The organism is Gemmobacter aquatilis (genome assembly GCF_900110025.1).
Classification (GTDB): domain Bacteria; phylum Pseudomonadota; class Alphaproteobacteria; order Rhodobacterales; family Rhodobacteraceae; genus Gemmobacter; species Gemmobacter aquatilis.
Genome location: NZ_FOCE01000032.1, coordinates 1 through 1,676 on the forward strand (window position 1 = coordinate 1; position 1,676 = coordinate 1,676).

The 1,676-nt window shown below is 55.1% G+C and carries 1 rRNA gene; it reads right to left on the minus strand.

The features are described from left to right. Window positions 1–47: 47 nt before the first annotated feature. Window positions 48–1,676: ribosomal RNA gene (locus tag BMX43_RS19395) — 23S ribosomal RNA — on the minus strand; the annotation flags it as partial.

The window sequence follows — 1,676 nt, forward strand, 5'->3', positions numbered from 1 at the left end:
TCTGTGGTGCTTTTGACGATTTCGTAGCAGCCTTGCTGTTACTGGATCAAATCAAGCCTATCGGGCAATTAGTACCAGTCAGCTGAATGCGTTGCCGCACTTACACCTCTGGCCTATCGACGTGGTGGTCTTCCACGGCCCTCAGGGAGACCTTGTTTTGAAGGGGGCTTCCCGCTTAGATGCCTTCAGCGGTTATCCTGTCCGAACATAGCTACCCAGCACTACCGTTGGCACGATAACTGGTCCACCAGTGGTTCGTTCACCCCGGTCCTCTCGTACTAGGGGCAACTCTTCTCAAGTCTCCTACACCCACGGCAGATAGGGACCGAACTGTCTCACGACGTTCTAAACCCAGCTCACGTACCTCTTTAAATGGCGAACAGCCATACCCTTGGGACCTGCTCCAGCCCCAGGATGAGATGAGCCGACATCGAGGTGCCAAACGATGCCGTCGATATGGACTCTTGGGCATCATCAGCCTGTTATCCCCAGAGTACCTTTTATCCGTTGAGCGATGGCCCTTCCACTCGGGACCACCGGATCACTATGACCGACTTTCGTCTCTGCTCGACTTGTCAGTCTTGCAGTCAGGCAGGCTTCTGCCATTGCACTCAACGACCGATTTCCGACCGGTCTGAGCCTACCTTCGCGCGCCTCCGTTACTGTTTGGGAGGCGACCGCCCCAGTCAAACTCCCCACCATGCAGGGTCCCGGACCCGGATAACGGGCCGCGGTTAGACATCAAGAGTGCGAAGGGTGGTATCTCAAGGGAGGCTCCACGGGAACTGGCGTCCCCGCTTCGATGCCTACCACCTATCCTGCACATCACAATCCTGATGCCAGTGCAAAGCTGGAGTAAAGGTTCATGGGGTCTTTCCGTCTAACCGCGGGAAGTGTGCATCTTGACACACAGTTCAATTTCGCTGAGTCCACATCAGAGACAGCGGGGAGATCGTTACGCCATTCGTGCAGGTCGGAACTTACCCGACAAGGAATTTCGCTACCTTAGGACCGTTATAGTTACGGCCGCCGTTTACTGGGGCTTCAATTCAGAGCTTGCACCCCTCCTTTTAACCTTCCAGCACCGGGCAGGCGTCAGACTGTATACGTCGCCTTACGGCTTCGCACAGCCCTGTGTTTTAAGTAAACAGTCGCCACCCCCTAGTTTGTGCCCCCCACCTATACTTGCGTACAAGTGGGGCCTCCTTCTCGCGAACTTACGGAGGCATTTTGCCGAGTTCCTTTGATGTGGTTCTCTCAAGCGCCTTGGTATACTCTACCAGTCCACCTGTGTCGGTTTAGGGTACGGTCTGATGAAGGGCTATTTCCAGGAACCTCTGAACGGCCCACCCAATCCGATAAGGGCAGACAATCTTTGAGATCCGTCACATCCTTCTGGCCCACGAATATTAACGTGGTTCCCATCGACTACGCCTTTCGGCCTCGCCTTAGGGGCCGGCTTACCCTGCTCAGATTAGCTTTAAGCAGGAACCCTTGGACTTTCGGCGACAGGGTCTCTCACCCTGTTTGTCGCTACTCATGTCAACATTCTCGCTTCTGATCTCTCCACCAGTTGCCTTACGGCCTGGCTTCACAGAAAGCTCCTCGCCTCCATGCTTCCCCGAGAGGAAGGCAAGAGGCATGGAGCTATATCACAGAACGCTCCGCTACCACGC